Raw genomic sequence first — 25,459 nt, forward strand, 5'->3', positions numbered from 1 at the left:
ATTCGGACGCCAGCACTGCCGTTCAGCGGATCGCCGGCGCCGTCTAGCATGCGAAGTCCCGGGGATCACGGACTATTTCTGGGCGGATTTGCTTAGCAGAGCATGAGCATGCCGGCGATTCGGCAGGAGATCTATCGCCCCGCTTCGGGTGGATCGAGGGGAATGATCGCATGCCGTCGCAGCCTGCAGTGGTCGATGATCCACTCGGCTGCCCGCCTGGCTTCCACCCTTGCCTTCTCGACCAACGGCTTTCGGCGCTTTGTGGAGTGCCCGCTTGCGACCCACTCGGCTTGCCGTTCCAGATTGAGCAGGCTTGGCAAGCTGTTGCGCAGGAACTGGTCCTGGGCACAGAGCGCGGGGACAAGCTGGTAGATCGTCTTGCCGGCTGCCGTTTTGAATGCGGGATCGAAGAGAAGACTGTCCACCGCCACGTTGACCCCGGCACTCGCCTGCAGAAGGTCGCGTGCCGCTTGCCTGGAGAGCAGGTAGCCCCCGGATCCTATGTGGTTCTTGCGCAGCCTGGATACCGAAAAACAATGGCCGACGGAGATGGTTGCGCGATGGATGACCGTTCTTTGGAAGAATGTCTCCAGCTTGACGATGTCGGCGTCGGCCGGAACCCAACCCGTATCGGCGAGCAGCGCGCCGGCCTTCGCAGAAAACACGATGTCGTCCTCGAACACGGCGCCATAGGGGGCCTCGTCCTGCGCGATAATGGTCCAGCAGGCGCGGTGGCTGTGCAGGCAGGCGATCTCGCTGCCGAAGAGGCGCCGTGTTGCGTAGCGGGCATGCTGGGGTTGCAGCACCAGGTCGGGATGTTGTCTTGCATCGACTGCCGCGATCCGCTCGAAGGCCGTGCCGATGCGGGCGAACTCGGCGATCATATGGGCAAGCCGGTCGGGAGAGCGATCGAGATTGATGACCAGGCGCTTCATGTCAGGCGAAATCTTCATGTTGGTGAGCTGATGCCGCCACTGATAGGTGAAGAGCCCCTGATTGTCGAATGCAGCGGAGAACCGTGCACTGAGATGAATTTTGTACGCCGAGGCGGCTCTTTGAACTTCGGTCTACTGAGCCAATGCCATGGCTCGGGGCGAACAGGATAGGGTTTCTACTGCCGCACCGCCGGCCGCCGGACGAAATTCAAGACAGCTGCTCGAGCTGATCTTGGCGCGATGTCGGCGTCGATTCTCTGGGTGGGGCGTTCCGCCGGCTTTGCGGCGCCCGCGCATGGGGTCTGGAACAGGTCTTGCTACTGGTCCCTGGGTCCAGGCGAATCGAGAGGGATGATTGTCCGCCGCCGCAACTTGCAGAAATCGACGACCCATTCCACGATCCGCCCGATCTCGGTCCTGAACCTTTCAGCCGTCGCCCGCCGGCGTTTTTCCGCCAATCCGCTGGCAGCCCATTTGGTTTCGCGCTCGGAGTCGAGCAGGCTTGGCAATCCCGCCGCCATGGAACTCAGGAACTGGCCCTGTGCGCAGAGCGCCGGGACAAGCTGGTATATCGTCTTGCCGGGCAGGCTCGAGAACGCCGGATTGAAGACCAGGTCATCGGCGGTCACATTGATCTTTTCGGTCGCCTCGAGGAGGTCCCGCGCGGTCTGCCGAGAGATGATGTAGCCGCCGGTTCCCGGATGGAACCGGCAGAGCCTGAACAGCGAGAAACCATGACCGGCGGAGGTCCTCATACGGTGGATCATGGTCTTGCGGAAGAACGTCTCCAGCTTGACGATGTCGGCACCGGCCGGAATCCAGGCGCTGTCGGCAAGCAACCGTCCGGCATTGGCCGAGAAGACCACGTCGTCCTCGAAGATGGCCCCATAGCGGGCATCGTTCTGCACCAGGATCGACCAGCAGGCGCGATGGCTGTGCAGACAAGCGATTTCGCTGCTCGACAGTTGCCGGCGTCCGTAAATCGGATGCTGAGGTTGCTGTTCGAGCTCGGGGTGGCTGTAACCGTCGACAGCCACGACCCGCTCGAACGCAACGCCGATACGGTCGAATTCGCCTCTCATGTGGGCAAGCCGATCCGGGGACCGATCGAGGTTTATGACAAGGCACTTCATTGCCGACCGGGATGAGCGTGACGCCGCAGGGAGTGTTAGCAAGCAAAGTTTTAGCATGAGCTATGCCTTTGTGCAGGGGGTCTTAGAGCGATTTGCCGGTGCCGGAAATTTGGAAAATCAAAACGGCCCTTGACCTTCCAGTTACTGGAAGCACTACCTCGGGGTCGAAGCAGTGACATCGAGGCATTTTGGAATGACGCACTCAGACCATGACCACCACGCACATGGTTCGCATGGCGGCTGTTGTGCGCCGAAAGGCGCCGGCGCCAATGCAGTTCTGCGCGATCCGGTCTGCGGCATGACCGTGGATCCGGCGGCCGGCAAGCCGACATCAGAGCATGGCGGCCGCCTCTATCATTTCTGCAGCGAGGGCTGCCGTACAAAGTTCCAGGCCGAGCCGGAAACCTACATGACGGCCACCGACCCCGTCTGCGGCATGAGCGTCGGCCGCGCCGACGCCAGGCATTTTGTCCGCCATGAAGGCCGGGGTTTCTATTTCTGCTCCGCCGGCTGCAAGGCGAAGTTCGAGGCCGCGCCGCAAACCTATCTCGGCGACCGTCCGGCGCCTGCGCCGATGCCCAAGGGCACGCAATACACTTGCCCGATGCATCCGGAAATCGTTCGCGACAAGCCCGGCTCCTGCCCGCTCTGCGGCATGGCGCTGGAGCCCATGGGCGTACCGACGGGCGACGAGGGGCCGAATCCTGAACTGGTCGATTTCACCAGGCGGTTCTGGGTCAGCGCCGTGCTGTCCGTGCCGTTGCTGGTCATTGCCATGGCGCCGATGCTGGGCCTGACGTTCGAGGCCTTTGTCGAAGACCGGACGAAGATCTGGCTGGAACTGGCCCTGGCGAGCCCCGTCGTGCTGTGGGCGGCGCTGCCCTTCTTCCATCGCGGCTGGGATTCGATCGTCAACCGCAGCCCGAACATGTGGACGCTGATTTCGCTCGGCGTTGGTGCCGCTTACATCTACAGCGTCGTCGCCACGCTCTTCCCGGAGATTTTCCCGCACCAGTTCCGTGACCACGGCGGTGCCATGCCGGTCTATTTCGAGGCTGCCGCGGTCATCGTCGCGCTGGTCTTCCTCGGCCAGGTCCTGGAACTGCGGGCTCGCGAAAAGACCGGGTCGGCGATTCGCGCTTTGCTCGATCTCGCGCCGAAGACCGCGCGGCGGATCGCAGAGGATGGCTCCGAGACCGATGTGGCGCTGGACGATGTCAAAACCGGCGATCGCCTGCGTATCCGGCCGGGCGACGCCGTGCCGGTCGACGGCACGGTGCTCGAAGGACGCTCCTCCATCGACGAATCCATGATCACCGGCGAGCCGCTGCCGGTCGAGAAGGTCGACGGTGACTCGCTCACCGGCGGCACGCTCAACAAAAACGGCTCGCTGATCATGCGCGCCGAGCGGATCGGCGCCGAGACCACGCTGTCGCGCATTGTCGAACTCGTCGCCAAGGCACAGCGTTCGCGGGCGCCGATTCAAGGCCTGGCCGACCGGGTTTCCTTCTACTTTGTCCCGGCCGTCGTGCTGGTCGCGATCGCCGCCTTCGCCGCCTGGGCGGTCTTCGGTCCCGAACCCAGCCTGATCTTCGCCCTCGTCTCGGCGGTTTCGGTGCTGATCATTGCCTGCCCCTGTGCGCTTGGCCTCGCCACGCCGATGTCGATCATGACCGCTACCGGGCGCGGGGCGCACGCCGGCGTGCTGATCAAGGAAGCCGCCGCACTCGAACGCTTCGCCTCCGTCGACACGCTGATCGTCGACAAGACCGGCACGCTCACCGAGGGCCGGCCGAAATTGACCGATGTCGTCGCTACGCCGGGCATTTCCGAAAACGAATTGCTGGGGCTCGCCGCGACCCTGGAAAAAGGGTCGGAACATCCGCTGGCCGAGGCCATCGTCGACGGCGCGCGGCAGCGCGGCGTGGAGATTGCCGAGGCCGGCAGCTTCGAGGCGGTTACCGGCAAGGGGGTTTCCGGGACGGTGTCGAAGAAGAAGGTCGCGCTCGGCAATGCCGCGATGATGGCCGACCTCGCCATCGACGTTTCCGGGCTCCTGCCCGGCGTGGAAGCACTGCAGGCCGATGGCAAGACGGCGATGTTCGTCGCCGTCGACGGCAAGCTGGCCGGCGTCGTTGCCGTCGCCGATCCCGTCAAGGCGACCACCGCCGAGGCGATCAAGGCACTGCACGACAGCGGGCTCAGGATCGTCATGGCGACCGGCGACAATGAGCGCACGGCGAACGCGATCGCCAGGAGGCTCGGCATCGACGAGGTCCGTGCGGGTCTGTTGCCGGAACAGAAGGCAGCGCTCGTCGATGAACTGCGCGGCAAGGGCACCGGCGTTGCCATGGCCGGCGACGGCGTCAACGACGCGCCCGCGCTCGCCGCCGCCGATGTCGGCATCGCCATGGGCACCGGCGCCGATGTCGCGGTCGAAAGCGCCGGTATCACTCTGGTGAAGGGCGACCTCAACGGTATCGTGCGCGCCCGCACCCTGGCCCAGGCGACCATCCGCAACATCAGGCAGAACCTGTTCTTTGCCTTCCTTTACAACCTGCTTGGCGTGCCGGTCGCGGCAGGCGTGCTCTATCCGCTCACCGGCATGCTGTTGTCGCCGATGCTGGCGGCGGCGGCGATGAGCCTGTCCTCCGTATCCGTCATCGCCAACGCCTTGCGGCTACGGACGTTGAAACTCTGAGATCAACCCCCAAATACGAAATCCAACCAACAGGAGACCTTGAATGACCTTGGCTAAGAAACTCGTGCTGTTGCTGATGGCGGCAGGAATGCTGCTCGCCGTCTTCCTCGAAAGCGTTCCGGCGCAAAGCGAGGAGATGAAACACGACATGGCCGGCATGACGACGGATGCCACCAGTCCTTCGACCGAAGGCTACAAGGCGGCGATGGACAAGATGCATGCCGATATGATGGCCTCGCAATATACCGGCAATGCCGATGTCGATTTCGTCCGTGGCATGATCCCGCATCACCAGGGCGCCATCGACATGGCCAAGGTCGAGCTCGCGAACGGCAAGGATCCCGAAATCCGCAAGCTGGCCGAGGGCGTCATCGCCGCCCAGGAAGCCGAGATCAAGCAGATGCAGGAGTGGCTCGCCGCCCATCCGGTGAAGTAAGCTTCCAGGCATCGCAAGAGGCTGCGGCGAGAACGCTCTGGATTTCTCGCCCGGCCTGTGATGCGATCCGGCCTCAACTGGAGGCCCGCCATGCCATCGAGCATCAGAACCACCATGCTGCCGGTCGGCGAGGCCATGCCCGTTCTCGGCCAGGGCACGTGGAAGATGGGCGAAGATTCTCGCCGCCGCGCCGACGAGGTGAATGCACTCAGGCTAGGCCTCGATCTCGGCGTCACACTGATCGACACCGCCGAAATGTATGCCGGCGGCGGGGCCGAAGAGGTGGTGGCGGAAGCCATCGCGGGGCGCCGCGATGCAACCTTCCTGGTCTCCAAAGTGCTGCCCTCCAACGCTTCGCGCGCCGGCGTGCGGCGGGCCTGCGAAAACAGCCTGAAGCGCCTCGCCACCGACCGCATCGATCTCTATCTCCTGCATTGGCCGGGCAGCGTGCCGTTGACCGAGACAGTCGAGGCCTTCGAGGCCCTGAAGAAGGCTGGCAAGATCCGTCATTGGGGCGTCAGCAATTTCGACACCGACGATATGGAGGAGTTGGCCGGCTTGCCTGATGGCGGCAACGTCCAGACCAATCAGGTCCTCTACAATCTGGTCAGGCGCGGCCCGGAATTCGATCTGGCGCCCTGGATGAGAAAACGCGGCATCCCGTTGATGGCTTATTCGCCGGTGGAGCAGGGTGCCTTGGCGCGCAATGCCCGCCTCGCCGCGGTCGCCGCCCGCCACGGTGCGACCGAGGCGCAGATCGCGCTGGCCTGGGTGATGCATCAGGACGGCGTCATCGCCATTCCCAAGGCCAGCAGCCAGGCGCATCTCCGCCAGAATTTCGCCGCGCTGGACATCAAGCTCACGCCGGATGACCTAGCGGATCTCGACCGCGCCTTCCCACCACCGACGCGCAAGCGCGGACTGGAGATGATCTGACTATTTCCCCGCCAGGCCCTTCAGCCGGTAGAGCGCCTCCAGTGCTTCGCGCGGCGTCATCTCGTCGGGATTGATCTCGCCGAGTGCCGCGCCGAGCGCATCGCTCTTCGCCGGCTTCGGCGCTTCGCGCTTCATCGCGATCGAAAACAGCGGCAGGTCGTCGACCAGCCTGTTGGTCTTGCCGGAGACCTCGCCTTCCTCCAACTGGTGCAGCACCGCCTTGGCCCGGTCGACCACCGCTTCCGGCAGGCCGGCGAGCCGGGCCACCTGCACGCCGTAGGAACGGTCGGCGGCACCCTTGCCGACCTCGTGCAGGAAGACGACGTCGCCTTCCCATTCCTTGACCCGCATGGTGACGTTGTGAAGCCGCGCCAGCTTGCCGGCGAGCGAGGTCATTTCGTGGAAATGGGTGGCGAAGATCGCCCGGCAGCGGTTCTTCTCGTGCAGATATTCCACCGCCGCCCAGGCGATCGACAGGCCGTCGAACGTAGCGGTGCCGCGGCCGATCTCGTCGAGGATCACCAGCGCGCGTTCGCCGGCCTGGTTGAGGATGGCGGCGGTCTCGACCATCTCGACCATGAAGGTCGAGCGGCCGCGCGCCAGATCGTCGGAGGCGCCGACCCGAGAGAACAGCCGGTCGACGACGCCGATATGGGCTGACGTCGCCGGCACGAAGGAGCCGGTCTGGGCCAGGATGGCGATCAGCGCATTCTGCCGCAGGAATGTCGACTTGCCGCCCATGTTTGGGCCGGTCAGCAGCCAGATCGCGCCGTTCTTCGCACTGCCTTCCGGCGACAGGTCGCAATCATTGGCGACGAAGGGGCCTTCGCCCGAACGGCGCAGCGCCTGTTCGACCACCGGGTGCCGGCCGCCGGAAATCTCGAAGGCAAGGCTGGAATCCACTACCGGCCGGCACCAGGCCTCGCTTTCCGACAGAAGCGCGAGCGCCGCCGACACGTCGAGCACGGCGAGCGCGTCGGCGCCGGCACGGATTGCCTCGGCCTCGCCGACCGCCTCCGCCGTCAGCGTGTCGAAGGCGGCGAGCTCGATGCTCAGCGCGCGGTCGGCGGCATTGGCGATCCTGGTCTCCAGCCCTGCGAGCTCGGTCGTGGTGAAACGCATGGCGTTGGCCATGGTCTGGCGATGGATGAAGCGCGCCTTGGCCCCGTCGCTGCCGGTCATGATGGCATGATGGTTGGCGGTCACCTCGATGTAGTAGCCGAGCACATTGTTGTGCCGGATCTTCAGCGAGCGGATGCCGGTCTCCTCGATCAGCGAGCGCTCCAGCCCGGCAATGACTTTTCGCGACTCGTCGCGCAGCGCCCGCATCTCGTCCAGTTCGGCATGGTAGCCGCCGCGAACGAAACCACCGTCGCGTTTGAGCAGCGGCAGCTCCTCGCCGAGCGCCTGGGTGAGGTGCCGGATAAGGGCCTTGGGCAGTGCCTGGATCGCCGCCATTGCATCGGCTAATTCTTGGGGCAGGGCGGTCGCCGCAAAGATCTCGGCGATGGCGCCCGCCGCCTCGAAGCCGGCGCGCAGTGCGCCGAGGTCGCGCGGGCCGCCGCGGTTGAGCGCCAGCCGGGACAGCGCGCGCGGCATGTCGGCGACGCTCTTCAGGCTTGCCCGCACCGCCTGGCAGGTCCTGACCTCGGAACGGAAGAACGACACCGAATCGAGCCTCGCGCCGATCCCGGCGGGGTCGGTCAGGGGCGCCATCAGCCGGTCGGCGAGCAGCCTGGCGCCGCCGCCGGTCACCGTGCGGTCGATGGCCTTGAACAGAGAACCTTCCCTGCTGCCGGACAGCGTGCGCAAAAGCTCGAGATTGCCGCGCGTCGCCGGGTCGATGAACAAGGTCGAGCCCTGCTCCTCGCGTTCGGGGCGCGACAGCGGCGGCCGCTCGGCCTTCTGCGTCTTCTCGACATAGGCGATGGCGCCCGAAATCGCCGACAGTTCGGCGCGCGAAAACGTGCCGAAACTGTCCGGCGTCGCCACATCGAAGAAGCGCGCGATGCGCCCGGTGGCAGACGCCGAATCGAACAGCGACGGCGGCTGCGGGCTGGCGACGCGGCCGATGACGTCGAAGACCGGTTTCAGCTCGGGATCGTAGAACACCGGCTCGGCAACGATCAGTTCGCGCGGATCGACACGGAATATGTCGGCCAGCAGCCGGTCGGCGGTGGTCTCGGCGACGCGGAAGGCGCCGGTCGAGATGTCGATCCAGGCAATTGCAAAGCTTCCCTGGTTCCCTGTCGCGCTGCCGCGCTCCCCACCTCTTGGATCGCTGCCGCCCTTCACCCGCCCCAGCGCCATCAGGAAGCTCGATTCCGACGGCGCCAGCAATTTGTCCTCGGTGATGGTGCCCGGCGTCACCAGACGCACCACATCGCGGCGCACCACCGATTTGGAACCGCGCTTCTTGGCTTCGGCCGGGTCCTCGATCTGCTCGCAGACGGCGACACGGAATCCCTGGCCGATCAGCTTCTGCAGATAGTCGTCGGCCGCATGCACCGGCACGCCGCACATCGGGATATCGTGGCCCTGATGCTTGCCGCGCTTGGTCAAGACGATGCCCAGCGCCCGGCTCGCCTTCTCGGCATCGTCGAAGAACAGCTCGTAGAAATCGCCCATGCGGTAGAACAGCAGCGAATCCGGATTCGCCGCCTTGATCTCGATGAACTGCTCCATCATCGGCGTCACGCCAGCCGTGCCAGGCTGTATCGGCGTCATCGCCTCGGGGGCGTCGGGCTCGTTGGGGCTATGCATGTTCATGGCGCGGCACGCTAGCAGATGTGGCAGCCGGGTTTAATGCCGGCGGCCCCGAAAAGCAGGGGAAGACCGGGGTCATCCGTCATCAGCCGGCTGTTTGCACTGCATTGCCCGAAGCGGTGATCGCGAATATTTGTGGTCTTGGGGGTATGACGGCTGGGGTCATGGACAGGGACGGGCACGAAACGTTCGAGGAAATGGTGGGGCCGATCGATTCGGCGCTCGAGCGGCTCTGGCTCAGGACAGCCCGCCACGCCAGTAAACGGTTGGGCAAGCTCAGGTTCAGGGCGGCCAAGCACCTTCCTTTCGTGTTGCCGCTCAGCGGTCCGCTGTCGGGCCTGGACGGCGGCATTCGGCTGGCGCTCCACGTGCTCAGCCACGATCCGCTGGTGATCTACACGCCCATCGGTGGCGCGCGTCCGCTCAACTCGGTCGCGGCAATCGGCCGTCGCCTGGCCTCGCGCCGGGCGGCGTTCCTGCTGATGCCGAGCTGGACGCTGGAGCGGCCGCATGTCGTCGCAAGACTTGGCCGGGATCTCGCCTGGTACCGCGAGCGCTTTCCGCTTCACGAGCTGATCTTTCTTTGCAACACCGAAGAGGAACGTCGTCTGGTCGCCGCCGCCGGAGGCACCGCGATCTTCTCCAACCACAATCTGATGGTCAGCGAAGACATCTTTCGGCCTTTGCCGGATGTGCCCGTCGAATTCGACGCCGTCTACAATGGCCGCATTTCGCACACCAAGCGCCACTACCTGGCCTTCGATGTTGAAAGGCTCGCCCATATCACCTTTTCGATCGGTGAGTTGCCGCGCGCCGGCGACCGTGCCTTCCTCCGCCGCTTGCAGGCGCAATCGCCGCTGCATCGCATCGCCAATCCGGTCGCCGACGGCCTGCCCGTCCGGCTGGAACCGCGCGAGGTCAATCGCGTCTACAACCAGGCGGCGGTTGGGCTCTGCCTGTCGGCGGCGGAAGGCGCCATGTGCTCCAGCATGGAATATCTGATGGCCGGCCTGCCGGTGGTCAGCACGCCCAGCATCGGCGGCCGCGACGTCTTCTTCGATCCGGACTACTGCATCCTTGCCGACCCCGATCCAGCGGCCATCCGGCGAGCCGTCGAGACGCTGCGCGACCGCGCCATCCCGCGTGAGGAGATACGCAACCGCACGCTGGCAAAGGTCGAACCGCAAAGGCGGCAACTCATGCAGTTCCTGTCCGAACTGTTCGAGCGGATGGGAAGCAGCCGGCCGCCTTTATCGCGATGGCCGTTCCCCGGGACCAGGACGCTGCGGCGATGGGCGACGGCCCGCCAGCATGCGCATGAAATCATGGCATGCGGGGCGGCGCGGGACAGGTCTTGACCGGCCTTATCCGTCTTGAAGCAGCTTTGCCGAGCTTCGTGGTTTACACGCGGCGGCGCGTGGTCTTAATTCGGAACCACACAGGCACCCGCTTCAAGGAGGTGCCGCACCGGCGAGGAAATCAAAAGCATCATGGCCAGGAAAACCGAGAACAACGGTCCGTCCGTCAGCGCGCAGGAAGCGCTCGAATTCCACGCCATGGGCCGGCCCGGCAAGCTGGAGATCGTCGCCACCAAGCCGATGACGACGCAGCGCGATCTGAGCCTCGCCTATTCGCCTGGCGTCGCCGTGCCCGTGCGCGCCATCGCCGAGGACCCGAGCCGCGCTTTCGACTACACGACGCGCGGCAACATGGTCGCCGTCATCTCCAACGGCACCGCTATCCTTGGCCTCGGCAATCTCGGCGCGCTGGCCTCGAAACCGGTGATGGAAGGCAAGTCGGTGCTGTTCAAGCGCTTCGCCGATGTCGATTCCATCGATCTCGAGGTCGACACCGAGGACGCCGACGAGTTCATCAACTGCGTGCGCTTCCTCGGCCCCTCCTTCGGCGGCATCAACCTGGAGGACATCAAGGCGCCGGAATGCTTCATCATCGAGCAGCGCCTGCGCGAACTGATGGACATACCTGTCTTCCATGACGACCAGCACGGCACCGCCATCATATCCGCCGCCGGCCTGATCAACGCGCTGGAGATCACCGGCCGCGACATGAAGACCACCAAGCTGGTCTGCAATGGGGCCGGTGCGGCCGGCATCGCCTGTATCGAACTGATGAAGGCGATGGGCTTCGCGCCCGAGAACATCATCCTGTGCGACACCAAGGGCGTCGTCTTCCAGGGCCGCACCGAAGGCATGAACCAGTGGAAGTCGGCGCACGCGGTCAAGACCGACGCGCGCAGCCTCGCCGAGGCGCTCGACGGCGCCGACGTCTTCCTCGGCCTTTCCGCCAAGGGCGCGCTGACCACCGCCATGGTGCAGTCGATGGCCAAGAACCCGATCATCTTCGCCATGGCCAATCCCGATCCGGAAATCACCCCGGAGGAAGTGGCCGAGATCCGCACCGATGCCATCATGGCGACCGGGCGTTCCGATTACGCCAACCAGGTCAACAACGTGCTCGGCTTTCCCTACATCTTCCGCGGCGCGCTGGATGTCAGGGCCACCACCATCAATGACGACATGAAGGTCGCCGCGGCACGCGCGCTGGCCGAGCTGGCGCGCCAGGACGTGCCCGACGACGTCGCCGCCGCCTATCAGGGCAACCGGCCGAAATTCGGCCCCAACTACATCATCCCGGTGCCGTTCGACCCGCGCCTGATCTCGGCGATCCCGATAGCCGTGGCCAAGGCAGCGATGGATTCGGGCGTCGCCCGCAAGCCGATACTCGACCTTGACCGCTACGCGCAGGAGCTTTCCGCCCGCCGCGACCCGATCGCCTCGACCTTGCAGCGCATCTACGACCGCGTGCGCCGCCAGCCCAAGCGCATCGTCTTCGCCGAAGGCGAGGAGGAGCAGGTGATGCGCGCCGCCGTGTCCTATGTGAACCAGCGGCTCGGCACCGCCATCCTGCTTGGCCGCGACGACGTCATCAAGGAGAACGCCAGGCACGCCGGCATCGACCTGAACAAGCAAGGCATCGAGATCATCAATGCGCGCCTGTCGCGCCGCAATTCGATCTACACCGACTATCTCTACGAGCGCATGCAGCGCAAAGGCTTCCTGTTCCGCGACTGCCAGCGCCTGATCAACAACGACCGCAACCATTTCGCCGCCTGCATGGTGGCGCTGGGCGACGCCGACGGCATCGTCACCGGCGTGACCCGCAACTATTCCACCGCGCTCGACGACATCAGACGTGTCATCGACGCCAAGCCCGGCCACCGCGTCATCGGCGTGTCGATCGTGCTGGCACGGGGCAAGACCGTTCTCGTCGCCGACACCGCCGTGCACGACATGCCGAACGCCGAGCAGATCGCCGACATCGCCGAGGAGGCAGCCGGCTTCGCCCGTCGCATGGGCTACGAGCCAAGGCTCGCCATGCTCGCCTACTCGACCTTCGGCCACCCGCAGGGAGAACGCTCCGAGCGCGTCCAGGAAGCGGTCCGTATCCTGGACAAGCGCCGCGTCGATTTCGAATATGACGGTGAGATGGCCGCCGACGTCGCGCTTAACGCCCGCGCCATGGCGCAATATCCGTTCATAAGGCTGACCGGCCCGGCCAACGTGCTGATCATGCCGGCGTTCCACTCCGCCTCGATCTCGACCAAGATGCTGCAGGAACTCGGTGGCTCGACCGTCATCGGCCCGCTGCTGGTCGGGCTGAACAAGCCGGTGCAGATCGTGTCGCTGAACGCGAAGGACAGCGACATCGTCAACATGGCGGCAATCGCGGCTTATACGGCGGGGACTTGAGGGGGCGATGCGCTAAGCTTGCGAAAGTCTCGCGCGTTAGCCGGCCCGAAGCACGGTACCGATTTCAGTCCGGGGCCCGCGCCGCCGCGACCACCTCTTCGACCTGATCCGCCCGCAGCAGGTCGATCGGAATTCTCCCGTCGAGCTGCGCGGCCGGGCGTGTCAGCCACAGCCATGCCAGCCTTGGATTGCCGATGAGGTCCAGCACCTCGCTGATGCCGGCGACCGGCCTGCCGTCAACGAACTGCGCCAGCGGGAAGACGTGCTTGCGGCCGCCCTTGCGCAGCGCGATGACATCGCCGCGCCGTTGCCACCGATGCAGGGTCGAGCGGGCGATGCGCAGGTTTTCCTCCAGATAGGTCGAGCCGGCGACACGGCCGGCCCAGTCTTCGATCAGCATCGATTCCAGGTCGTCGGGCGGGGGCAGCGCGGCCAGGGTTTCAGCCTGTGCCGCGAGCGTCGTCGTTCCGATGGCGCCGGCTTCGCCGCGGCGCGCCGCTTCCGCGGCGAGCGCGCGCACGAATTTCGAGGCAAGGCCGGGAAGGTCGGCATGAATGGCGTCGATGGCGCGCTGGTGCTTGGGCGACAGCAAGGTGACGGCGGACGCTATGGAACCGGCGATCTTGCCGACCGAGACCATGGTGGGACCGTTGATGGCCTCGTCATAGTGGGCAAGCGCCCGCTCGACCTTTTCCGCGACCATGTCGGCGAAATCGTCCTGCGTGATGCCGGTCGTCTTAGTCTGAAATCTGGTCATGCATCTGTCTTCTGGCCGCGCGCTCTCCTCCCTCAGCCACGGCCGTTGTTGAACGGCTATGGCTGAAAGTGGAAAGCGCAACGGCACCAGATGCAGCGACCCGAAAGGTTGCTGTCCTGCATTGCCACACACCCCGATGAGCGAGCCGAAATGTCAGTCACGGCACGCTCTCATTTTCGTGTAGGAGCGCTATGTGACAATTGCGCGACGATGCGCGGGGCAATCAGGCCCGCGGATTTTCGGCGAAGGGGGAGATCGGCGGCTCCGCCGCTAGAGCAGTCCCGCCTGCTCGGCTTCCTTGCGCAGATTCTGCCGCGGCCTTGGGCCGATCTGCTGGATCACCAGTCCGGCCGCCAGTGAGCCAAGATCGCCGCAGGTCTGCAGGTCGCGTCCCTGCGTGTAGCCGTGCAGGAAACCGGCGGCGTAGAGATCGCCGGCGCCGGTCGTGTCGACCAGTTCCTTGATGGCGGTCGCCTTTATGACGACGGTTTCGTCGCCGCGCACGATGACCGAGCCTTTTTCGGAGCGGGTTACCGCCGCGATTTTGCAGTCCTTGCGGATCTGCGCCAGCGCCTCGTCGAACGACGATGTCTGGTAGAGCGACTTGATCTCGTGGCTGTTGGCGAAGACGATGTCGACGGTACCGGAGCGCATGAGGTCGAGGAACTCGTCGCGGTAGCGGTCGACGCAGAACGAGTCCGACAAGGTCATCGACACTTCGCGGCCGGCCGCGTGCGCCAGTCTTGCCGTCTGCCGGATGGCTTCCTTGGCGCGCGGCGGATCCCAGAGATAACCTTCGAAATAGGTGACCTTGGCGCCCGACGCCTTGTCGGCCTCGACATCTTCAGGTCCGAGCTCGATGCAGGCGCCGAGATAGGTGTTCATCGAGCGCTCGCCATCGGGGGTGACGAAGATCATCGAGCGCGCCGTCGGCGGTTCGCCCTGGAGCGGCCTGGTGTCGAAGGCGACGCCCTGCGCGTGGATGTCATGCGCGTAGATTTCGCCCAGCGCATCGTTGGAGACCTTGCCGAAGAAGGCGGCGCGTCCGCCGAAGGAGGCGACGCCGGCCGCCGTGTTGCCGGCGCTGCCGCCGGAGGCCTCGATCGCCGGGCCCATGCGGCTGTAGAGCAGTTCGGCGCGCTGCGTATCGATGAGATTCATCGCGCCCTTGATGATGCCGTTGGTCTCGAGGAATTCCTCCTCGCACTGGGCGATGATGTCGACAATCGCATTGCCGATGCAAAGCACATCATAATCCGGCATCAATGTCTCCACCAAAAACCCCGAGCAATTCCAGGAAAGTGCTTAGCGGTTTTCCCATAGGAATTGCGAACAAAGAGAGAGCCGGCTTCCTGCCATGCCCGCGCGGGTCTACAGCATGACCCTGAAAAATGGCAACCGATTTTCTGTCCTCGCCACGACAGCCAGGCGCTACGACAATTCGACCGTGGCCGAAACATTTCCTGGCGATGTTACCTACATCTGCGTTTCCGCGATCACCGTCCGAAGGCGCCAGCCATGCCTGCCAAGAACGACACGACCACCGACCTGGCGCTGCTTGGCCCGCTGGCGGTGCTTTGGGGGGCCTCCTACACTTTCATCAAGATCGGCGTCGAGACCATCCCGCCAATCACCTTCATTGCCGCCCGCACCCTGATCGCCGGCGCCATTCTGTTCGCCATCATCCGCTGGCGCGGGCTTGCCATGCCGGGTGACGCGGCCACATGGCGCCGCTTCGCCTTCCAGGCCTGCCTCAACAGCGTCGTGCCGTTCACGTTGATCGCCGCCGCCGAACGCTCGGTCGACGCCGGCCTTGCCACCATCCTCAATGCCACCTCGCCGATCTTCACTTTCCTGCTCACCGCGCTCATCACCCGCCACGAGCCGGTGACGGCGCGCAAGCTGGTCGGCGTCGGCGCCGGAATTGCCGGCATCTGCCTCATCGTCGGCACGCAGGCGCTTGGCGGCATCGGCCACCAGCTCTGGGCACAGATCGCCATCGTCGCTGCGACGATCTGCTATGCCGGTGCCGCCATTTTCGGGCGGAACTTCAAGGGGCTCGATCCGATGCTTCCGGCCGCCGGCTCCATGTTGTGCGGCGCCGTCATCCTGGTGCCGCTTAGCCTGGTGGTCGACCAACCCTGGACACTGGCGCCGTCGACCGCTTCGATCCTGGCCCTGCTCGGCCTGTCGGTGTTTTCCACCGCGCTGGCGTTCGTCATCTATTTCCGCCTCATCCACACGCTAGGATCGGTCGGCACGACGTCGCAGGCCTATCTGCGCGTACCGATCGGCGTCGGCATCGGCGCCGTCTTTCTCGGCGAAAGCCTGGGCCCGACGGCGTGGTTCGGCATGGGTTTTGTCGTCGCCGGGGTGGCGGCCATGACCATACCGGTCCGCAAGCCGGCCTTCGCCCGATAAGCCGATTTCGAGCGGGTGAAAAGCCAAGCAACCGCCGGCGCTTGTGCATGCGGGCCGCACGGCCTATCTCCAAGGCGTACTGCCTTGCGGCGGCGTCCGCTGACCTGGGGTTGAAGCACGGTGATTTTCGACGCTGCCCGCACTGCGGCCCTGGAGCTGCTCTCGCCGCCCTTTCGCGCCGTCTTCATCAAGACGCTCGGCTTGACCCTTCTGGCGCTGGTCGCTCTCTGGCTCGGCCTGACCAGCCTCGTCGAATGGCTGGCCCTGCCGTGGCTGCAGACATTGTTGCCGGGCATGCCCTCCTGGGCCGGCTGGCTGGGCGGCATCGTCGCGGCGATCGCGCTGGCCTTCGGCATGGCGCTGCTCGTCGCCCCGGTCACGGCCGTGATCGCCGGCCTGTTCCTCGACGATGTCGCTAAAGTGGTCGAGCGCACCGACTATCCCGCCGACCCGGCCGGGCGCGCCATGCCGGCACTGCGCTCGCTGGTGCTGGCGGTAAAATTCTTCGGCGTCGTCATCCTGGGCAACATCGTGGCGTTGATGCTTCTTTTGGTACCGGGCATCAACATTGCCGCCTTCTTCATCGTCAACGGCTATTTGCTCGGACGTGAATTCTTCGAATTCGCCGCCATGCGCTTTCGGCCCGAGGAGGAAGCCAGGGCTCTGCGCAGGCATTATGCCGGCACGGTGTTCCTCGCCGGTCTGGTGATCGCGGCCTTCCTCGCCGTGCCGCTGCTCAACCTGCTGACGCCGCTCTTCGCCGCCGCCATGATGGTGCATCTGCATAAGGCGGTCTCGGCCCGGGAAGCGGCCCGTGCGGTGCGCCGCTGAGCCTTCAGCGTAAGAGGAATCCGCGCCCCAGTTCGTCATCCGGTTCGACGGTGAATTCGGCGCGTCCGCAATAATAGGCACGGCCGCCGACGCGGGCGACGATCGCTTCATGTGGTCCGGCCTTCGTCGTGCGCGCCACCGCACCCGAAAAGCACGAGCCGGCGATGCTCTCGAATGTGCGCGTCTGGCCAATCGCGATCTGGCCCTTGGCAAGCATGGCCGCCAGCCGGGCGGTGACACCGGAACCGGTCGGCGAGCGGTCGACCTCGGCGTCGGCGAACACGCAGACATTCTTCGTCACCGCACCGGAAAACGCGTCGCGGCCATCGGTCAGAATGGTGCCGTAGAGGAAGGCGAGATCGGCATGGTCGGGATGCGAAAGCGGGAATTCGGCCTTGAGCTTGTCCGTCAGCGCGGTGGCCGCGTCGACGAAGTCGCGCACCCGGTCGCGGCCGAATTCCAGGCTGAACTGATGGCAGTCGGCGAGCGCATAGAAGGCGCCGCCATAGGCGACATCGAATCCGATCCTGCCATATCCGGGCAGTTGGACCTCCCGGTCGCGGGCAAACAGGAAGGCCGGCACGCTTTCGAACGATACCGCGCCCGCCTTGCCGTCCTTGACCTCGACCGAGGCGACGACCAGCCCGCACGGCGCCTCGATATTGACTGACGTGAACGGTTCCTGCTTCGCCACCAGCCCTTCGTCGATGGCGTAACGGCCGAGCGCGACGATGGCGTGGCCGCACATGGTGGAATAGCCCTCATTGTGCATGAACAGCACGGCAAGGTCGGCGCCTGGCAGATCGGGCTCGACCAGCAGGGCGGCATACATGTCGTAATGGCCGCGCGGCTCGAAGATCAGCAGCTTGCGCAGATGATCGAGATTGTCGCGCACATAGGCGCGCTTTTCCAGGATGGTGCCCTTCGGAATGGCCGGATAGCCGCCGGTGACGATCCGGAGCGGCTCGCCACCGGTGTGCATGTCGACAACGGTCAATGCCATGCGATGGTCTCTTTCAACCCTGCGATTTGCCGTAGAGCGCCTGCAATTTGCCGAACGGCATGGCGGCGCGGGTGAAGCCGAACGTGCCGTCCTGCTGGATCTCGCGCGCCGCCGTCTCCAGCATGCCATAGGCGAAATTGGTCAGCCATGGCCCGAGCGAAATCCGCTTCACGCCGGCCATGGCAAGGTCGGCGATGGTGAAGCCCGGCCGCGCCATCACGTTGACGGGCTTGCCGACCGCCGAACACAAGGTCCGCACCATCTCGACGTCGCCGATTCCCGGCGCATAGAGCACGTCGGCGCCGGCCTTCTCGAAAGCCTGCAGGCGCTTGATCGTGTCGTCGAGATCGGACTTGCCCCACAGGAAATTCTCGGCCCGCGCGGTGAAGACGAAATCGCGCTTCAGCGCCCGCGCCGCTTCGGCCGCCGCCGCCACGCGTTCCACCGCGTGCGAGAACTCATAGATCGGCTTGTCGGCATCGCCGGTGTGGTCCTCTATCGAGCAACCGGCAAGCCCGGCTGCCTCCGCCGCGAAAATGGTCTCGGCCGCCTGCTCGGCGCTGTCGCCCTTGCCCTTCTCGAGATCGGCCGAAACTGGCAGCTCCGTTGCCGCGGTCACCTCGCGGCAGTGATGGATCATCTGGTCGAAGGTGACCGCGCCATCCGGCAGGCCGCGCGAAAAGGCAAAGCCGGCACTGGTCGTGGCCAATGCCTTGAAGCCGAACGAAGCGAGCAGCTTCGTCGTGCCCGGATCCCAGGGATTGGGCATGACGAAGGTCGAGGCATGCAGGTCGCGAAAGATCTTGCCCTTGTCCATGAATGCTCCCCCATATCGAGTGTTGGGACGGATGCTAGCGCGCCGTTTCCGGCCGGGCAAACGAATGCGATTGGTTCAGAAGCGTTTCTCGTTCTCTGCTGACAATTTGTCGAAGGCGTCGGAATCCGCCACGTAGCGCGATGTCTTCTGGTCCCAGCGGTAGGTCACCGAAATGTCGCTGGAGGCCGCCGGCGGCGGCGGTTCGCCGCAATCCTCTTCGTTCGGCGTGGTCTTGTCCGAGATGGTGGCCTTGATCGCCGCATAGGGCTGGCCGTCGCCCAGCGCTTGGAAAGCCAGGTTCTGCGAGCGTCTGTAGGAACAGTCATTCTCGTCGAGCGTGTAGATGATGTCGATCAATTCGAAACGGTCGTTGCGCACCAGGATGACCGGCGTCGACATATAGCCCTGGCTCGAGTTGAAATGCGTGCTGGAGATCATCAGCGCATCGTCGCCGGCGCCGAGCGAGAGTTTGGCGGGGTGGCGAAAGAAAGTGAAGCGATCGGTCGCCACATTGACGGCATCGAGCAGCTTCGGTTTGCTGGTGAGATCGTAAAGCGCCAGCACCGCATAGCCTTCAGCACTGTCGGGCGACTCGCCAAGGTCGACCAGCATGGCCAGCCGGTCCTTGCCGCCAGCCTTTATGGAAAGCACGGTCGGGTTGAAAATGCTCGTCGCTTCCGGCGGCGAACTGTCGTTTTCGGGACCGGCAATGTGCCGCATCTCGATCGGCGAGGAGCCGACATAATAGTCATCCTTCGCAGTCAGATCCGGAACGACCATTCTGACAAGATCGGCATAGGTGGTATCGGCGTGACCATCGATGGGCTTGCCGATATCCGGGCTGGCGGCGTCCTGGGCGCCGGCCGCGCTGAACAGCAATGGCAGCAACAGGCAGGCGAAGCCGAGCCGATGCAAAAGTCCTGACATGTTCGAGATCGTCCCCGCCGCAAGCTCACACGAAACTAGCACGGCTTGAAGGGCCGCGCAGCCGGCCATCCGGCCACCAATCAGTGGATCGGCACCAGCCCGGCGAGTTGGCGCATGTCGTCGAAAAGAATGCCGCCGGCCTGGACCAGGCCATCGCGATCGGAAAAGGGATCGGCATGATAGGAAAACACCCGCATGCCGGCGGCGATGCCGGCCTGGGTGCCGGCGACGCTGTCCTCGATGACGATGCAGTCGGCGGGCGCAAAGTCCATGGTGCGGGCCGCGTGCAGGAACAGGTCGGGAAACGGCTTGCCGCGCGACACCATGGTGGCGCTGAACATCGCATGCTCGAACAGCGGCAGCAGCCCAGTCTGGCCGAGCGTGATGTGCATCTTCGAAATCCTGGCCGAGGTGGCGACGCAATAGGCGACGCCGGCCGCGCGCACCGCCTCGATGAATTCCCGGACATAGGGGATCGCCTCGACACCATGGGCGAACAGATCCGGCAGGCCGGCGTTCCAGCGGTCGACGAAGTCGGCGCCCAGCCTCACGCTGGTCGTCTCCTCGATCTCTTTTTGCACCGAGACCATGCTGCGGCCGGAGAAATTCTTGCGGCAGTATTCGAAGGTCGTTGGATAGCCTGAAGCGACAAGCCATTCGGCGAGCCGCCGGTTGGCGAGGTTCTCTGTGTCGACCAGGATCCCGTCGCAGTCGAAGATGACAAGTTTCGGCAAGGACATTGGATTGGGTGTCAGGGATTGACTATCAGGGGATTGGCTATCAGGCGGTGCCGGTCGATCCGAAGCCGCCAGCGCCGCGCGCCGTGCCGCCGGCGAGCGAGCGCTCCTCCGCCGCCACCTGCGTCACTGCGGCGAAAACGATCTGTGCGACGCGCATGCCGCGCGTCACGGCAAAGTCCTCGTCGCCGAGATTGACCAGCAGCACCTTCACTTCGCCGCGATAGTCGCTGTCGACCGTGCCGGGCGAATTGAGGACGGTAAGGCCATGCTTGAAGGCGAGGCCGGAACGTGGCCGCACCTGGCCTTCCATGCCTTCTGGAATTTCCAGGATCAGCCCTGTCGGCACCAGGGCGCGCTTGCCGGGCAGGATCAGAAGCGGCCGGTCTTCCGGCACCGCCGCGCGCAAATCCATGCCGGAGGCACCGGCGCTTTCATAGGCGGGAAGCGGAAGTCCTTCACCATGCGGCAACCTGACGAAGCCGACGGTTGGACCGATGACGGAAGGAGTTTGGAGGGCTGCGCGCATAAAATCGATCCTATCGGCGCGATTGCCGATTCGGTCAATTCGCCCGCAACGCTATCAACGGCTTTCTTTCGGGCATCACTATGGCCCGAGGACGGCTCAACGCACTTCCATCGGCACCACCGTCGTCTCCTTGATCTCCTCCATCACGAAGGAGGCCGAAACATCCGACAGCGCCACCTTGGCGATGAGCCGCTGGTAGAGCCGATCATAGGCCTTCACGTCGGCGACGCGGGCGCGCAAGACATAATCGAGATCGCCGGACATGCGGTAGACGCCGGTGATTTCGGACAAGCCGGTCACCGCCGCGCGGAATTTCTGCAGCCAGTCCGGATCGTGATTGGAGGTTCGGATCAGGATGAACACGGAAAGCCCGAGCCCGACCTTCTCGGCATCGACCAGCGCGACGCGTCCGGTGATGACGCCATCCTCCTCGAGCCGCTTGACCCGGCGCCAGCAGGCATTGCGTGAAAGCGAGACCCGCTCAGACAGCTGGTCGACCGACAAAGTGCCGTCGCGTTGCAGCTCCGCCAGCAATCTTCGGTCAATTTCGTCGATATCAGCCATACCGTGGGATACTTGTCCCAAGAACGATCAAAAAACAAGGATGGATTGAGATAGATGAACCGGACGAGCATGTCAGGATACTCATATTCAGGAAGCTCCAGCGCTGAAGGGGACCAGCATGTCGCTCGCAAGCATCTTCACCTCGCATCCGGCCAAGGTCGGCGAAACCTATTTCGGCCATATGGCCTTCGCCGCCTGGTTTTCGTCGCGACTGTTGATGGCCGCGGGGGCAGCGCTCGTTCACGCTTTCTTGCCATTTCTCTTCGAGACTACCGCGAGCCGAATCATCCGCGAGCTCTACGAGCGGACGCACAACAGAGGCAATCACACGCTCGAAGCGCCGGCGGCGCTAGCCGATCGTGCCTAGAGGACGACAAAGCGATGTGCCGGTGGGCGGCCTATCTCGGTGAAGCGGTCTTTCTCGAAGACATCCTCACGGCGCCCTGTCACTCGCTGATCGCCCAGAGCCACTGTGCCCAGGAGGCCAAGTCGCCGACCAATGGCGACGGCTTCGGTCTCGCCTGGTATGGCGAGAGGCCCGAGCCCGGCCTCTACCGCGACATCCTGCCGGCTTGGTCGGACCCCAATCTGAAGAGTCTCTGCCGGCAGATCAAATCCGGCCTGTTCCTTGCCCATGTCCGGGCTTCGACCGGCGGCGCCACCAGCCGCATGAACTGCCACCCCTTCATATCCGGCCGCTGGTCGTTCATGCACAACGGCCAGATCGGCGGTTTCGAGAAAATCCGCCGCGTGCTTGAGAATTCGCTGTCCGACGCCGTCTTCGACCAGCGCGAAGGCACCACGGATTCCGAGCTGTTTTTTCTGCTCATGATCGACGAAGGCCTTTCGGCCGACCCGCAAGGAGCGGTGTCGCGTGCCACCAGCCGCGTGATCGAAGCTTCGCGCCGAGCAGGTCTCGAGCCGGCGCTGAAGCTGACCGCCGCTTTCTCGGACGGCCAGGCACTCCATGCGGTGCGCTATGCCACGGACGCCCACGCGCCGACGCTCTACACGTCCATCTTCCGCAAGGGCGCCGGCCGCTGCATCGTCTCCGAGCCCTTCGACCGCGAGGGCGGCGACTGGCAGGCGATCCCGCCGTCGAGCTTCGTCACCATGACCAGGGACGGCATCAACATTCGGCCATTCGCTCCGACCGCAGCGAAGCTGGCGCTGGCCGGATAGGCTTTGTCGAGTTGCACGAAGTGCGGCAACGTCGCGGGCGCCGTACAGTGCCACCCTCCCAAACAGCCTCGCTATTGGGCAAACCGCTCCAGCCCGTAAGGCGCCAGCAGGGGATCGCGCTCGCCGGCAAGGATTTCTTGCGCCGCGAACAGGCCGACGGCCGGCGCCAGCGTGATGCCGGAATGCATGACCGCGATGTAAACGCCGTCCAAGCCCTCGGCGCGGCCGATGATCGGGAAGCCGTCGACAGGCGTTGGCCGGTAGCCGGTCGTATGGAAATCCAGTTCCAACGCCTCACCCCCGCGCAGGCCGGCTTTCAGCACCGCGAACAACTCTCGGGCGGTCGCTTCGGCATCCATGCCCGGATCGGCGCCGCCGAAATCCGAGCCGGCGATGACGCGGCCCTCGGCGGTCTGGCGCATGTGCAGCCGCTCGGCCAGCACCAGCCCGTTGAGCAGCTTCTTGCATGGCCGCGAATGGACGATCAGGCCGGGCAGCGTCTCGATCGGCAGCGTGATCCCGGCCGTCGCGGCAATGTCCGGCGAACCGACACCGGCCGCGATCACCACCTCGTCGGCGGCGATCAGCCCGTGCGATGTGTCGACGCCGCTGACCCTGCCATCGGCCTGGGCGAGTGCCGTCACCGTGCTGGAGGTGATGCGCGCGCCATGCCGCTCCGCGTCCGCCAACAGGGCTTTCGTGGACGCGACAGGCTCGGCGACGCCCTCTTCGGCGACATGCAGGGCGAAATCCGGAAGCTCGGCGAGGTTCGGCTCGATACGAGCGGCCTGTGCGCGATCGACCCGCTCGATGCCGTAGCCCCAGGATGAATGCTGCGTGGCGTAGGTTTCCATGTCGGCTGCCGACAGGTCCCAGCATAGGCCCCCGCACCAGCTAAGTGGCAGGCCGGGCAAGTCTCGCGCCAGCCGCGTCCATTCGGCCATGGCGCGGCTGCGCAGCCGGAAATACGGCTCCGGATTGCCCCAACTGGCATTGATCCAGCCAAACGAATTCGGCGTCGCGACACCACCGGCCTCGCTGTCGGCGATGACCGTTACCCTGGCGCCGGCCCTTGTCAGATGCCAGGCAATGGAGGCGCCGATGATGCCGGCGCCGATGACGATGACTTCCCTGGCGGTGCTCATGCGGGTCTCCAAGAAACAGCGGCTTTTGATGCCATCATGTCCGGACTATCTCAAGCGCCGGCCTGTCGATCAGGTCAAATCTGTTCGACAGGCCGGAAAAGCGCTGCTAGAAGCCCGCGCCACAGACAGGATTCCAAAAATTGGCTGAAGACATCGAACAGGCGGTATCGCGCCGCCGCACCTTCGCGATTATCGCCCACCCCGACGCCGGCAAGACGACGCTGACCGAAAAGCTGCTTCTGTTCGGCGGCGCCATCCAGCTTGCCGGCGAGGTCAAGGCCAAGAAGGATCGCATCCAGACCCGGTCCGACTGGATGAAGATCGAGCGTGAGCGCGGCATTTCGGTCGTCACCTCGGTGATGACCTTCGAGTATGAGGACAATGTCTTCAATCTGCTCGACACGCCCGGCCACGAGGATTTCGCCGACGACACCTACCGCACGCTGTCGGCGGTCGATAGCGCCGTCATGGTCATCGACGCCGCCAAGGGCATCGAGCCGCGCACGCTGAAGCTGTTCGAGGTCTGCCGGCTGCGCGACATCCCGATCATCACCTTCGTCAACAAGATGGACCGCGAGAGCCGCGACCCGTTCGAGATCCTCGACGAGATCGAGCAGAAGCTGGCGCTGGACACCGCTCCCATCACCTGGCCGATCGGCCGAGGCAAGACGTTCTCCGGCACCTACCACCTGGCGCTGAACGCGGTGCGCAGGGGCGACGACGAGAAGGAGCGGACGCCGGTCAACGGTCCCGATTCCAACCGCGTTGCCGGCCTGTTGCCCGACAATGAGCGCGAGGCCTTCATCGAGGAACTGGAACTCGCACGCGAGGCCTGCCGGCCGCTCGACATCGAGGCCTTTCGCGAGGGCCATCTGACGCCGGTCTATTTCGGCTCGGCGCTGCGCAATTACGGCGTGCGCGACCTGATCGAGGCGCTCGGCGCCTTCGGCCCGCCGCCGCGCGCGCAGGAGGCCGACACGCGCACGATCGAAGCGACGGAGGAGAAGATGACCTCCTTCGTGTTCAAGATCCAGGCCAACATGGATCCCAACCACCGCGACCGCATCGCTTTCGTGCGGGTCTGCTCGGGCAAGCTCGAGCGCGGCATGAAGGCCAAGCTGGTGCGCACGGGAAAGCCGATGAGCCTGTCGGCGCCGCAATTCTTCTTTGCCCGCACCCGCGTCACCGCCGATGAAGCTTTTGCCGGCGATGTCGTCGGCATCCCCAACCATGGCACGCTGCGCATCGGCGACACGCTGACCGAGGGCGAGGAGATCCTGTTCCGGGGCGTGCCGAACTTTGCCCCCGAAATCCTGCGCCGTGTTCGCCTTGGCGACGCCATGAAGGCGAAAAAACTCAAGGAAGCGCTACACCAGATGGCCGAGGAAGGCGTCGTCCAGCTGTTTTCGCCCGAGGACGGCTCGCCGGCCATCGTCGGCGTCGTCGGCGCCCTGCAGCTCGACGTGCTGAAGGAGCGGCTGAATTTCGAATACACGCTTCCCGTCGAGTTCGAGATGTCGCGCTTTTCGGTCTGCCGCTGGATCTCGGCCGACGACAAGGCCGAAGTCGGCCGCTTCATCGAGGCGCATCGCGGCGACATCGCCCGCGACCTTGACAACGACCCGGTGTTCCTCGCCCAGCACGCCTTTTCGCTGAACTACGAGGCCGAGCGCTGGAAGGCGATCCGCTTCGCCACGATCAAGGACTATCAGGTCCGCGACAAGGCGGCTTGATCAAGGTCATCGCCCTCGGCCAGAATGATCCCAGTTTAAGTCCAGGCGTTTTCGCTGTTCGGCGTGACTAGCCGGAAGCAATGTGCTTATCAGCCCACAGACGCTATTGCTTGAGCGGGTCCTCGGGGGGAGGGGG

The 25,459-nt window shown here is 64.8% G+C and carries 22 protein-coding genes; 10 read left to right on the top strand and 12 right to left on the bottom strand.

Annotated features, from left to right (window positions below; all coding sequences use genetic code 11):
- Positions 1-131: 131 nt before the first annotated feature.
- Together FJ967_RS19175 and FJ967_RS19180 are read right to left on the bottom strand one after the other, a co-directional pair.
- A complete protein-coding gene (locus FJ967_RS19175; RefSeq protein ID WP_140733418.1) occupies positions 132-935 on the bottom strand; it encodes a glycosyltransferase family 25 protein in 804 nt (267 codons plus the stop codon).
- Between the two features lie 317 nt (positions 936-1,252).
- Positions 1,253-2,068 carry a glycosyltransferase family 25 protein gene (locus FJ967_RS19180; RefSeq protein WP_140733386.1) on the bottom strand — a complete coding sequence of 272 codons (816 nt, stop codon included), beginning with the start codon at positions 2,066-2,068 and terminating at the stop codon, positions 1,253-1,255.
- A 193-nt stretch (positions 2,069-2,261) separates the two neighbouring features.
- Here FJ967_RS19180 and FJ967_RS19185 point away from each other — a divergent pair, with 193 nt between their 5' ends.
- From FJ967_RS19185 to FJ967_RS19195, 3 genes are all read left to right on the top strand, one after another.
- Positions 2,262-4,769 (top strand): heavy metal translocating P-type ATPase, encoded by a 2,508-nt coding sequence (locus tag FJ967_RS19185; protein WP_140733387.1) that lies wholly within the window; start codon positions 2,262-2,264, stop codon positions 4,767-4,769.
- A 43-nt stretch (positions 4,770-4,812) separates the two neighbouring features.
- The gene (locus FJ967_RS19190; protein ID WP_140733388.1) at positions 4,813-5,205 is read left to right on the top strand and encodes a DUF305 domain-containing protein; all 393 of its coding nucleotides are present in this window, start codon (positions 4,813-4,815) and stop codon (positions 5,203-5,205) included.
- A gap of 90 nt (positions 5,206-5,295) precedes the next feature.
- Positions 5,296-6,141: an aldo/keto reductase gene (locus FJ967_RS19195; protein WP_140733389.1), complete on the top strand. Its 846-nt coding sequence runs from the start codon at positions 5,296-5,298 to the stop codon at positions 6,139-6,141.
- On the opposite strand, the gene mutS is transcribed toward FJ967_RS19195, so the two are convergent.
- Positions 6,142-8,910, bottom strand: a complete 2,769-nt coding sequence (gene mutS / locus FJ967_RS19200; protein WP_140733390.1) for a DNA mismatch repair protein MutS — start codon at positions 8,908-8,910, stop codon at positions 6,142-6,144. It abuts the gene before it with no gap.
- A 161-nt stretch (positions 8,911-9,071) separates the two neighbouring features.
- Between mutS and FJ967_RS19205 the strand changes: the two genes are divergently transcribed.
- Together FJ967_RS19205 and FJ967_RS19210 are read left to right on the top strand one after the other, a co-directional pair.
- Positions 9,072-10,265, top strand: coding sequence for a glycosyltransferase (locus tag FJ967_RS19205; RefSeq protein ID WP_140733391.1), 1,194 nt, complete (start codon positions 9,072-9,074; stop codon positions 10,263-10,265).
- A gap of 132 nt (positions 10,266-10,397) precedes the next feature.
- Complete coding sequence (locus FJ967_RS19210; RefSeq protein ID WP_140733392.1) at positions 10,398-12,677, top strand: NADP-dependent malic enzyme; 2,280 nt, start codon at positions 10,398-10,400, stop codon at positions 12,675-12,677.
- A gap of 64 nt (positions 12,678-12,741) precedes the next feature.
- Here FJ967_RS19210 and FJ967_RS19215 read toward each other — a convergent pair whose 3' ends face one another.
- Together FJ967_RS19215 and FJ967_RS19220 are read right to left on the bottom strand one after the other, a co-directional pair.
- A complete protein-coding gene (locus FJ967_RS19215; RefSeq protein ID WP_140733393.1) occupies positions 12,742-13,434 on the bottom strand; it encodes an antitoxin Xre/MbcA/ParS toxin-binding domain-containing protein in 693 nt (230 codons plus the stop codon).
- A gap of 270 nt (positions 13,435-13,704) precedes the next feature.
- The gene (locus tag FJ967_RS19220; protein WP_140733394.1) at positions 13,705-14,697 is read right to left on the bottom strand and encodes an adenosine kinase; all 993 of its coding nucleotides are present in this window, start codon (positions 14,695-14,697) and stop codon (positions 13,705-13,707) included.
- A gap of 255 nt (positions 14,698-14,952) precedes the next feature.
- Between FJ967_RS19220 and FJ967_RS19225 the strand changes: the two genes are divergently transcribed.
- Entirely contained in the window at positions 14,953-15,855 is a 903-nt protein-coding gene (locus tag FJ967_RS19225) for an EamA family transporter (RefSeq protein WP_140733395.1), read from the top strand.
- Positions 15,856-15,975: 120 nt separating this feature from the next.
- Positions 15,976-16,686 carry a sulfate transporter family protein gene (locus FJ967_RS19230; protein WP_140733396.1) on the top strand — a complete coding sequence of 237 codons (711 nt, stop codon included), beginning with the start codon at positions 15,976-15,978 and terminating at the stop codon, positions 16,684-16,686.
- Between the two features lie 4 nt (positions 16,687-16,690).
- Here the strand turns inward: FJ967_RS19230 and FJ967_RS19235 are convergent, their stop codons facing one another.
- The 6 genes from FJ967_RS19235 to FJ967_RS19260 all read right to left on the bottom strand — a co-directional run bounded on the left by FJ967_RS19235 (position 16,691) and on the right by FJ967_RS19260 (position 21,263).
- On the bottom strand, positions 16,691-17,689 hold the full coding sequence (locus FJ967_RS19235) for a proline racemase family protein (RefSeq protein ID WP_140733397.1): 999 nt from the start codon (positions 17,687-17,689) through the stop codon (positions 16,691-16,693).
- 13 nt (positions 17,690-17,702) lie between these two features.
- Positions 17,703-18,506: an oxaloacetate decarboxylase gene (locus FJ967_RS19240; protein WP_140733398.1), complete on the bottom strand. Its 804-nt coding sequence runs from the start codon at positions 18,504-18,506 to the stop codon at positions 17,703-17,705.
- Between the two features lie 75 nt (positions 18,507-18,581).
- Positions 18,582-19,433: a hypothetical protein gene (locus FJ967_RS19245; RefSeq protein WP_140733399.1), complete on the bottom strand. Its 852-nt coding sequence runs from the start codon at positions 19,431-19,433 to the stop codon at positions 18,582-18,584.
- Positions 19,434-19,513: 80 nt separating this feature from the next.
- The gene (locus tag FJ967_RS19250) at positions 19,514-20,173 is read right to left on the bottom strand and encodes an HAD family phosphatase (protein ID WP_140733400.1); all 660 of its coding nucleotides are present in this window, start codon (positions 20,171-20,173) and stop codon (positions 19,514-19,516) included.
- A gap of 40 nt (positions 20,174-20,213) precedes the next feature.
- Positions 20,214-20,699 carry a dUTP diphosphatase gene (dut, locus tag FJ967_RS19255; RefSeq protein WP_140733401.1) on the bottom strand — a complete coding sequence of 162 codons (486 nt, stop codon included), beginning with the start codon at positions 20,697-20,699 and terminating at the stop codon, positions 20,214-20,216.
- Positions 20,700-20,795: 96 nt separating this feature from the next.
- Complete coding sequence (locus FJ967_RS19260; RefSeq protein WP_140733402.1) at positions 20,796-21,263, bottom strand: Lrp/AsnC family transcriptional regulator; 468 nt, start codon at positions 21,261-21,263, stop codon at positions 20,796-20,798.
- A gap of 118 nt (positions 21,264-21,381) precedes the next feature.
- Here FJ967_RS19260 and FJ967_RS19265 point away from each other — a divergent pair, with 118 nt between their 5' ends.
- The gene (locus FJ967_RS19265) at positions 21,382-21,630 is read left to right on the top strand and encodes a DUF6356 family protein (protein WP_140733403.1); all 249 of its coding nucleotides are present in this window, start codon (positions 21,382-21,384) and stop codon (positions 21,628-21,630) included.
- A gap of 14 nt (positions 21,631-21,644) precedes the next feature.
- Entirely contained in the window at positions 21,645-22,445 is an 801-nt protein-coding gene (locus FJ967_RS19270) for a class II glutamine amidotransferase (RefSeq protein WP_140733404.1), read from the top strand.
- A gap of 71 nt (positions 22,446-22,516) precedes the next feature.
- Here the strand turns inward: FJ967_RS19270 and FJ967_RS19275 are convergent, their stop codons facing one another.
- Positions 22,517-23,590 (bottom strand): FAD-binding oxidoreductase, encoded by a 1,074-nt coding sequence (locus tag FJ967_RS19275; RefSeq protein WP_140733405.1) that lies wholly within the window; start codon positions 23,588-23,590, stop codon positions 22,517-22,519.
- A 140-nt stretch (positions 23,591-23,730) separates the two neighbouring features.
- Between FJ967_RS19275 and FJ967_RS19280 the strand changes: the two genes are divergently transcribed.
- Positions 23,731-25,323 carry a peptide chain release factor 3 gene (locus FJ967_RS19280; RefSeq protein WP_140733406.1) on the top strand — a complete coding sequence of 531 codons (1,593 nt, stop codon included), beginning with the start codon at positions 23,731-23,733 and terminating at the stop codon, positions 25,321-25,323.
- Positions 25,324-25,459: the final 136 nt, after the last annotated feature.

It is taken from the genome of Mesorhizobium sp. B2-3-4, assembly GCF_006442315.1.
In the GTDB taxonomy this organism is placed as follows: domain Bacteria; phylum Pseudomonadota; class Alphaproteobacteria; order Rhizobiales; family Rhizobiaceae; genus Mesorhizobium.

Bases quoted from the DNA above. Each gene is read 5' to 3' on its own strand.
- FJ967_RS19225 (WP_140733395.1), top strand. From the start codon at position 14,953: ATGCCTGCCAAGAACGACACGACCACCGACCTGGCGCTGCTTGGCCCG.
- FJ967_RS19250 (WP_140733400.1), bottom strand. From the start codon at position 20,173: ATGTCCTTGCCGAAACTTGTCATCTTCGACTGCGACGGGATCCTGGTC.
- FJ967_RS19265 (WP_140733403.1), top strand. From the start codon at position 21,382: ATGTCGCTCGCAAGCATCTTCACCTCGCATCCGGCCAAGGTCGGCGAA.
- dut (WP_140733401.1), bottom strand. From the start codon at position 20,699: ATGCGCGCAGCCCTCCAAACTCCTTCCGTCATCGGTCCAACCGTCGGC.
- FJ967_RS19195 (WP_140733389.1), top strand. From the start codon at position 5,296: ATGCCATCGAGCATCAGAACCACCATGCTGCCGGTCGGCGAGGCCATG.
- FJ967_RS19185 (WP_140733387.1), top strand. From the start codon at position 2,262: ATGACGCACTCAGACCATGACCACCACGCACATGGTTCGCATGGCGGC.
- FJ967_RS19220 (WP_140733394.1), bottom strand. From the start codon at position 14,697: ATGCCGGATTATGATGTGCTTTGCATCGGCAATGCGATTGTCGACATC.
- FJ967_RS19210 (WP_140733392.1), top strand. From the start codon at position 10,398: ATGGCCAGGAAAACCGAGAACAACGGTCCGTCCGTCAGCGCGCAGGAA.
- FJ967_RS19270 (WP_140733404.1), top strand. From the start codon at position 21,645: ATGTGCCGGTGGGCGGCCTATCTCGGTGAAGCGGTCTTTCTCGAAGAC.
- mutS (WP_140733390.1), bottom strand. From the start codon at position 8,910: ATGAACATGCATAGCCCCAACGAGCCCGACGCCCCCGAGGCGATGACG.
- FJ967_RS19205 (WP_140733391.1), top strand. From the start codon at position 9,072: ATGGACAGGGACGGGCACGAAACGTTCGAGGAAATGGTGGGGCCGATC.
- FJ967_RS19240 (WP_140733398.1), bottom strand. From the start codon at position 18,506: ATGGACAAGGGCAAGATCTTTCGCGACCTGCATGCCTCGACCTTCGTC.
- FJ967_RS19245 (WP_140733399.1), bottom strand. From the start codon at position 19,433: ATGTCAGGACTTTTGCATCGGCTCGGCTTCGCCTGCCTGTTGCTGCCA.
- FJ967_RS19180 (WP_140733386.1), bottom strand. From the start codon at position 2,068: ATGAAGTGCCTTGTCATAAACCTCGATCGGTCCCCGGATCGGCTTGCC.
- FJ967_RS19215 (WP_140733393.1), bottom strand. From the start codon at position 13,434: ATGACCAGATTTCAGACTAAGACGACCGGCATCACGCAGGACGATTTC.
- FJ967_RS19175 (WP_140733418.1), bottom strand. From the start codon at position 935: ATGAAGCGCCTGGTCATCAATCTCGATCGCTCTCCCGACCGGCTTGCC.
- FJ967_RS19260 (WP_140733402.1), bottom strand. From the start codon at position 21,263: ATGGCTGATATCGACGAAATTGACCGAAGATTGCTGGCGGAGCTGCAA.
- FJ967_RS19235 (WP_140733397.1), bottom strand. From the start codon at position 17,689: ATGGCATTGACCGTTGTCGACATGCACACCGGTGGCGAGCCGCTCCGG.
- FJ967_RS19275 (WP_140733405.1), bottom strand. From the start codon at position 23,590: ATGAGCACCGCCAGGGAAGTCATCGTCATCGGCGCCGGCATCATCGGC.
- FJ967_RS19190 (WP_140733388.1), top strand. From the start codon at position 4,813: ATGACCTTGGCTAAGAAACTCGTGCTGTTGCTGATGGCGGCAGGAATG.